The sequence below is a fragment of the Serratia sp. ME47 genome (genome assembly GCF_903970925.1).
Lineage (GTDB): Bacteria > Pseudomonadota > Gammaproteobacteria > Enterobacterales > Enterobacteriaceae > Serratia > Serratia ureilytica.
Map to the genome: position 1 here is coordinate 23,352 of NZ_CAJCKE010000039.1, position 7,447 is coordinate 30,798.

The 7,447-nt window shown below is 63.8% G+C and carries 7 protein-coding genes; 5 read left to right on the top strand and 2 right to left on the bottom strand.

Going from position 1 to position 7,447, the window contains the following annotated elements:
* Nucleotides 1-23 precede the first annotated feature (23 nt).
* Nucleotides 24-1,511 carry an MDR family MFS transporter gene (locus tag H7A77_RS23675; RefSeq protein ID WP_033642987.1) on the bottom strand — a complete coding sequence of 496 codons (1,488 nt, stop codon included), beginning with the start codon at nucleotides 1,509-1,511 and terminating at the stop codon, nucleotides 24-26.
* 509 nt (nucleotides 1,512-2,020) lie between these two features.
* Between H7A77_RS23675 and H7A77_RS23680 the strand changes: the two genes are divergently transcribed.
* From H7A77_RS23680 to clcB, 5 genes are all read left to right on the top strand, one after another.
* On the top strand, nucleotides 2,021-2,737 hold the full coding sequence (locus tag H7A77_RS23680; RefSeq protein ID WP_033642986.1) for an ABC transporter permease: 717 nt from the start codon (nucleotides 2,021-2,023) through the stop codon (nucleotides 2,735-2,737).
* A gap of 64 nt (nucleotides 2,738-2,801) precedes the next feature.
* The gene (locus H7A77_RS23685) at nucleotides 2,802-3,659 is read left to right on the top strand and encodes a glycine betaine ABC transporter substrate-binding protein (RefSeq protein WP_223524993.1); all 858 of its coding nucleotides are present in this window, start codon (nucleotides 2,802-2,804) and stop codon (nucleotides 3,657-3,659) included.
* A gap of 9 nt (nucleotides 3,660-3,668) precedes the next feature.
* Nucleotides 3,669-4,319 (top strand): osmoprotectant ABC transporter permease OsmW, encoded by a 651-nt coding sequence (gene osmW, locus H7A77_RS23690; RefSeq protein WP_015377782.1) that lies wholly within the window; start codon nucleotides 3,669-3,671, stop codon nucleotides 4,317-4,319.
* On the top strand, nucleotides 4,316-5,455 hold the full coding sequence (osmV, locus tag H7A77_RS23695) for an osmoprotectant ABC transporter ATP-binding protein OsmV (protein WP_033642984.1): 1,140 nt from the start codon (nucleotides 4,316-4,318) through the stop codon (nucleotides 5,453-5,455). Before osmW ends, osmV begins: the two co-directional genes overlap by 4 nt.
* Before the next feature lie 125 nt (nucleotides 5,456-5,580).
* Nucleotides 5,581-6,882, top strand: coding sequence for a voltage-gated ClC-type chloride channel ClcB (clcB, locus tag H7A77_RS23700; RefSeq protein WP_047026177.1), 1,302 nt, complete (start codon nucleotides 5,581-5,583; stop codon nucleotides 6,880-6,882).
* Here clcB and H7A77_RS23705 read toward each other — a convergent pair.
* Nucleotides 6,879-7,271, bottom strand: a complete 393-nt coding sequence (locus H7A77_RS23705) for a helix-turn-helix domain-containing protein (protein WP_072627190.1) — start codon at nucleotides 7,269-7,271, stop codon at nucleotides 6,879-6,881. The genes clcB and H7A77_RS23705 overlap by 4 nt on opposite strands.
* Nucleotides 7,272-7,447 lie beyond the last annotated feature (176 nt).

The window sequence follows — 7,447 nt, forward strand, 5'->3', positions numbered from 1 at the left end:
CAGCCGCGCCCTTTCCTTTTCCCTTAAGCCTGCTCCGCCTCTTCCTCTTCGCCCTGCGGTCGACAACGCGCCGGGATCAGCATCGCCGCCGCCAGCGCCAGCAACGACACCAGCGCCGAAACCAGAAACACCCAATGCAGCGAAGCCGCCACTTGCTGGGTCAGCTGCGCCAACGCCTCGCTCCCCATGCTCTGGCGCACCGCCGGTTCCATCAGCCGCTGCACCGGATCGTCAATCTCCGGCAACCGCCACTGCAGGTTGAGATTCAGCGTCGCGCCCAAAATCGCGGTGCCGATGGCCGAACCCACCATACGGGTAAACACCGTACAGGCGGTGGCGATGCCGCGAATGCTGTAATGCGCCGCGTTCTGCACCGAAACCAGAAACGTGGTATTGCACAGCCCCATGCCGGCGCCGACCATAAACGCCGCCACCCGGCCCCACAGCAAGCCGCCCTCCGGCTGCAGCAGCAGCAAGATCAGGCCGCCCGCCACCAACAACAGCGCGCCCAGCAGCGCCGTGGCGCGGTACGAGGTCATCAGCATCAAGCGGCCGCTCAGCGTGCTGGCCAGCGGCCACCCGATCGACATCAGCGCCAGCGTGGTGCCCGCCTCCAGCGGCGAGCCCCCCATCACGCCCTGAATGAAGGTCGGCAGAAAGGCGCTGATGCCCATCATCGCCGCGCCGATCACCAGCCCGCCGATGTTACCGGCGACGATCACCCGGCTTTGCCACAGCGCCAACGGGAACAGCGGTTCGACCGCGCGCCGCTCCTGGCGGACAAGCAGCGCCAGCGCCGCCGCCGCCAGCGCAAACAGCGGCACCACCCACCAGCCCAGGCTTTCCATCTGCAACAGCGCTAGCAGCAGCGCCGAAACGAACAGCGTCAGCCAGGCGGTGCCGGCCAGATCCAGCGCGTGCTGGCGCAATGGCTGATGCGCCGGCAGATAGCGCCAGAGGAAGAACATCGCCAACAGGCCGATCGGCAGGTTGACCCAGAACACCAACGCCCACGGCAAATGCTGCACGATAAACGCCCCCAACAGCGGGCCGATGATCGCCGACACGCCCCACACGCTCGACAGGTATCCCATCACCTTCGGCCGTTCGGTGGCGCTGTAGATATCGCCGATGATGGTAGAGGCGATCGGCATGATGGCGCCGGCGCCCAGCCCCTGCAGCAGACGAAAGCCGATCAGCCAATACATGTCGGGGGCGAAACCGCACAGTACCGATCCCAACAGGAACAGCGTGGCGCCGAAGAAGAACACCCGCTTGCGGCCGTAGAGATCCGCCAGCCGCCCGTAGATGGGAATGGTGATCGCCTGCGACAGCAAATAGACCGCGAACACCCAGCCCAGCAGCGAGAAACCGCCGAGATCGCCGATGATGGTCGGCATGGCGGTGGCGACGATGGTGGCTTCGATCGCCGACATGAACATCGCCAGCATGCAGGCGATCAGAATCAGCGGGCGGTGAGCGATGGGTGCGGGTGAAACGTTATTTGTCATGGCGTTATGCAGGTTTCCTGGCGTTTTTGTTTTCCCTGAGTATATCAGCAAGCGCCTGCGCCGAGTCTATCCGCTCTCACATCCCGTCTTCGCCGACGGCGGATCGCACCATTTGGACTTGTTGTTACGGCGTAACGTTATGCGGCGGATTTTTTTCACTTTCCCCCCATCCCAGCGCTGACGCGGGCTGAGACGCCGATCGGCGCAAACTCAATCACCTGATTTTGTTCATAAAACTTGGCACGGTCAACGACAGGGTGCTATACCTTCCCTAGCCGGAGTCGTTGGGCTTCGTGCTTTCTCGGGTTTAAATATCAGTATCTTATGCTGATTAACTCACGTATTGAGCCTACGTTCAGCACGCTGTGCCGAACGCACCCTTCGCTCAATGTCGCTAACCTCATGCGAAACGCCCGTTTTGTACCGCCACGCCCGCCGGGCCGTGGGTAACAATCAGAGCGGAATGCGCCGTCTCGTCGGCCGCTCCGCGCAACGGAGGACGCAACATCATGCACAAGTCAGCGCCATACCGGCGCCTGCTCCTCGGGAGCCTGTTGTTTATCGCCGTCATCGCACTGCTGGTTTACGGCATCGGTTGGGACACCCTCAAGTCGCGCCGGGAAGATTTGATCTACCTCGGCCAACAACACATGTTCCTGGTGGCCTGCTCCATGCTGCTGTCGCTGCTGGTCGGCATTCCCAGCGGTATCTTGCTGAGCCGCCCTTTCGCCCGCCGCTGGGCGGAACACGTGATGCAAATCTTCAACGTCGGCAACACCCTGCCGCCGCTGGCGGTGCTGGCGCTGGCGATGGTGATCATCGGCATCGGCGATCGGCCGGCGGTGGTGGCGCTGTTCCTCGCCTCGCTGCTGCCCATCGTGCGCAATACCTATGCCGGCCTGCGCTCGGTGCCGCCGGCGCTGGTCGAGGCCGCCAACGGTATTGGCATGACCGCCGGGCAGCGGCTGCGCCAGGTCGAACTCCCCAACGCGCTGCCGGTGATCTTCGCCGGGATACGCATCGCGATGGCGATTAACGTCGGCACCGCGCCGCTGGCGTTTTTGATTGGCGCCAGCAGCTACGGCGAGCTGATTTTCCCCGGCATCTACCTGAACGACTTCCCGACGCTGATCCTCGGCGCCGCCGCCACCGCGCTGATCGCCCTGCTGCTCGATCTGGCGCTGGCCGGTCTCGGCCGCCGGCTCAGCCCGCACACCGCATCCTGATGGGAGAAACGCGATGACTCGATGGTTACAACGCCTCCGCCACGCGCTGCTGTTCTCCTTGCTGATGACCGGCGCGGCCGCCTGGGCCGCCCCGCTGACGCTGGCGAGCAAGAACTTTACCGAACAGCGCATTCTGTCGGCGATCACCGTGCAATACCTGCGGGCCAAAGGTTTTCAGGTCGAACCCAAGACCAACCTGGCCACGGTGATCACCCGCAACGCCATGATCAACAAACAGATCGACATGACCTGGGAATACACCGGCACCTCGCTGATCATCTTTAACCACATCAATAAGCGCATGACGCCGCAGGAAACTTACGACACGGTGAAAAAGCTCGACGCCAAACTCGGCCTGGTGTGGCTGCAGCCGGCGGACATGAACAACACCTACGCCTTCGCCATGCAGCGCCGGCGCGCGGAAAAAGAGCAGATCCGCACGATGTCGCAGCTGGTGGCCAAAGTGGAACAGGTGCGTAAAACCGACCCGAAACACAACTGGCTGCTGGGGTTGGATCTGGAGTTTGCCGGCCGCTCGGATGGCCTGAAGCCGATGCAGGCGCTGTACGACATGCCGCTCGATCGCCCGCAAATCCGCCAGATGGACCCCGGCCTGGTCTACAACGCCATTCGCGACGGCTTCGTCGATGCCGGGCTGGTGTACACCACCGATGGCCGGGTGAAAGGGTTCGATCTGCAGGTGCTGGAAGACGACAAAGGCTATTTCCCGAGCTACGCGGTCACGCCGGTAGTGCGCGCCGACGTATTGCAAAACACGCCGGGGCTGGAAGCGGCGCTGAACACGCTGTCGAAACAGTTCAATAACCAGGTGATCACCGAGCTGAACGCTAAGGTGGATATCGACTATCAGACGCCGCAACAGGTCGCCGACGCGTTTCTCAAGCAGCGCGGCCTGATTTAAGGAGGCATGATGAATACCTTACTCTACGCCTGGCAAAACTGGGCCTATATCGCCGGGTTGACGCTGGAACACCTGCTGCTGGTCGGCGTCGCCGTGGGTCTGGCGATCCTGATCGGCGTGCCGCTTGGCGTGCTGATCGTCCGCCACAAATGGCTGGCGACGCCGGTGCTGAGCCTGGCCACGCTGGTGCTGACCGTGCCCTCCATCGCCCTGTTCGGGCTGATGATCCCGCTGTTTTCCTTAATCGGCCACGGCATCGGCTACGTGCCGGCGATCACCGCGGTGTTCCTCTACTCGCTGCTGCCGATCGTGCGCAATACCCACACCGCGCTCGACAACCTGCCCGGCGGGCTGCGCGAAGCCGGCCGCGGCATCGGCATGACCTTCTGGCAACGGCTGCGCTGGGTGGAGATCCCGGTGGCGCTGCCGGTGATTTTCGGCGGCATCCGCACCGCCGTGGTGATGAATATCGGCGTGATGGCGATCGCCGCGGTGATCGGCGCCGGCGGCCTCGGCCTGCTGCTGCTCAACGGCATCAGCAGCAGTGACATTCGCCAGTTGATTACCGGCGCCGTGATGATCAGCCTGCTGGCGATCGTCCTCGATTGGTTATTGCACCGCTTGCAAATTGCGCTAACGCCCAAGGGGATCCGCTCATGATTAAATTGGAAAATCTGACCAAACAGTTCATGCAAAAGAACGGCACGCCGTTCAACGCCGTCGACAACATCAATCTGGACGTGCCGGAAGGCGAAATCTGCGTGCTGCTCGGCCCTTCCGGCTGCGGCAAAACCACCACGCTGAAGATGATCAACCGCCTGATCGAACCCACCGGCGGCACCATTCTGATCAACGGCGAAGACACCAGCGCGCTGGATACCGTCAGCCTGCGCCGTAAAATCGGCTACGTCATCCAACAGATCGGTCTGTTCCCCAACATGACCATCGAGGAGAACATCACCGTGGTGCCGCGCATGCTGGGCTGGGACAAAAAACGCTGCCACGCCCGCGCCGAGGAGCTGATGAGCATGGTGGCGCTGGATCCCAAGCGCTTTTTGCACCGCTATCCGAAAGAGATGTCGGGCGGGCAGCAACAGCGCATCGGCGTGATCCGCGCGCTGGCGGCCGATCCGCCGGTGCTGCTGATGGATGAACCCTTCGGCGCGGTGGATCCGATCAACCGCGAAACCATCCAGAACGAGTTTCTCGACATGCAGCGCCAGCTGAAAAAGACCGTGATGCTGGTCAGCCACGACATCGATGAAGCACTGAAGCTCGGCGATCGCATCGCGGTGTTCCGCCAGGGCAAAATCGTGCAGAACGCCAGCGCCGATGAGCTGCTGGCGCGGCCGGCGAACGAGTTCGTCGCCTCCTTTGTCGGCCAGGATCGCACGCTGAAGCGCCTGCTGCTGGTGCAGGCCGGTGACGTGGCAGGCCAACAAGAGACGGTGACGGTGCGCCGGGAAACGCCGCTGGTGGAGGCGTTCGGGCTGATGGACGATATCGACGCCCGTTCGGTGACGGTGGTGGACGCCGACGGCAAGCCGCTGGGCTACGTCAAACGCCGTGAGGCGCGCGGCGCGCCGGGGGTGTGCGCCGACAGCCTGCACCGTTTCCGCGTCACCGCCCGCGCGGAAGAGAACCTGCGCGTGGTGCTGTCGAAGCTGTACGAACACAACACTTCCTGGATGCCGATCGTCGATGAAGACGGCCGCTACAGCGGCGAAATCTCGCAGGATTATATCGCCGACTACCTCAGTTCCGGCCGCACACGCCGGGTGTTGACGCCGCAATAACCCACGCCGGGGCGCTCGCCGCCCCGCCCATGCCGCAGTTTGCTAAAGATTCACTGGTCATCGGCCGGAGCGCCAAGCACAATGCGCTGATGACCCTTTGATTTTTCTCACGACGCCGCCCACGCATGAAAAGATTGGTCCACCTGCACCACTATCGCGCCCTGCTGCGCAGCCTGTTTATCGCCGTGTTTATCGGCGTCGCCGCCGCCCTGGCGGTGTGGCTGTTCCACCGTTCGATGATTGGCCTCGAGTGGCTGCTGCTCGGCAATGCCGACGGCAGCCTGGTGGCCGCCGCCGCCGCGCTGCCCGGCTGGCGACGCGCGCTGACGCCCGCGCTGGGCGGTCTGGCGGCGGGCCTGCTGCTGTATATTCACCAGCGCTACCGCCACCAGCGTCCGGCGGCGCCCACCGACTATATGGAAGCGATTGAGACCGGCAACGGCAAGCTGGATACCGGCGCCAGCCTGGTGAAGTGTCTGGCGTCGCTGCTGGTGGTGTCGAGCGGCAGCGCCATCGGCCGCGAAGGCGCGATGATCCTGCTGGCGGCGCTGGTGGGATCGCTCTTCGCCCAGCGCTTTACGCACGAGAAAGAATGGAAACTGTGGGTGGCCTGCGCCGCCGCCGCCGGGATGGCCAGCGCCTACCATGCGCCGTTGGCGGGGAGCCTGTTTATCGCCGAGATCCTGTTCGGCACCCTGATGCTGGCCTCGCTCGGCCCGGTGGTGATCGCCGCAGTGAGCGCCCTGCTGATGACCAACCTGCTCAACGGCGGCCAGGCGCCGCTCTACCTGGTGACGCCGCTCGCTGCCCCCTTGCCGACGCAATACCTGCTGATGGCGCTGGTCGGTGTGGTGGCCGGCGCCGGCGGGCCGCTGTTTTTGTGGTTGATGACCGCCAGCGGCCGCGCCTTCCGATCGCTGCGACTGAAGCCGCCGTTGCAGCTGGCGTTGGGTGGCCTGATCGTCGGGCTGCTTTCGCTGCTGTTTCCGCAGGTGTGGGGCAATGGCTACAGCGTGGTGCAGGCGCTGCTGATCGCGCCGCCGGGGGTGTTGCTGCTGGGCGCGATCCTGGTGTGTAAACTGTTGGCGATCCTCGCCAGCAGCGGCTCGGGCGCGCCCGGCGGGGTCTTCACCCCGACGCTGTTCGTCGGCGCCGCGCTCGGATCGATAATCGGTCAGCTGTTCGGCCTGTGGCCGGGCATGGATGCGGCGGTGCCGCTGCTGCTGGCGCTGACCGGCATGGCCACCCTGCTGGCCGCCACCACCCATGCGCCGATCATGGCGGCGCTGATGGTGTTTGAAATGACCGGCGAATACGCGCTGCTGCCCGGCATTCTGCTCGCCTGCGTGATCGCCACCACCGTGTCGCGCGGCCTGCGGCCGATCTCGGTGTACCACACGGCGCCGCTGCCCAAACGCGAGGTTTAGAACTCACCCTGCTGCAATATTTTCCTGAACTGCGGGCACTGCAGGTGCTCGGGTTCAGGGCAATCGACCATGTGCCGCAGCCCGTCGCGCACCTGCATCAGGCGCTGGATATGGCGATCCAACTCATCCGCCCGCGCCGCCAGCAACACGCGATCGAGCGCGATTTTGCCCCGTTCGTCAAACAAGGCGCTCATCTCATCCAACGTAAAACCGGCCAGGCGCGCGAGGGCGATCAACCGCAGTTGATCGAGCACCCCGGCGGCGTATTGACGGCGCAAACCGTGGCGGCCTATCGACGCGATCAGCCCCTTTTTCTCGTAATGCCGCAGCGCAGAAGGCGCGACTCCGCTCAGGCGCGCCACCGCGCCGATATCCAGCTCTTTTGCCATTGACTTGAAGCCGACTTTAAGTTGCACACTGTGCGCACCTTATCACGTCACTGAGCCAAGGACACCCCTATGACCCCCGATTTGTTATTGCGCATTCTGTTAACCGGCGCCGGCGCCACCCTCTGCATGGATTTGTGGGCGTTGCTGCTGAAGCGGCGCTTCGGCATCCCTTCCCT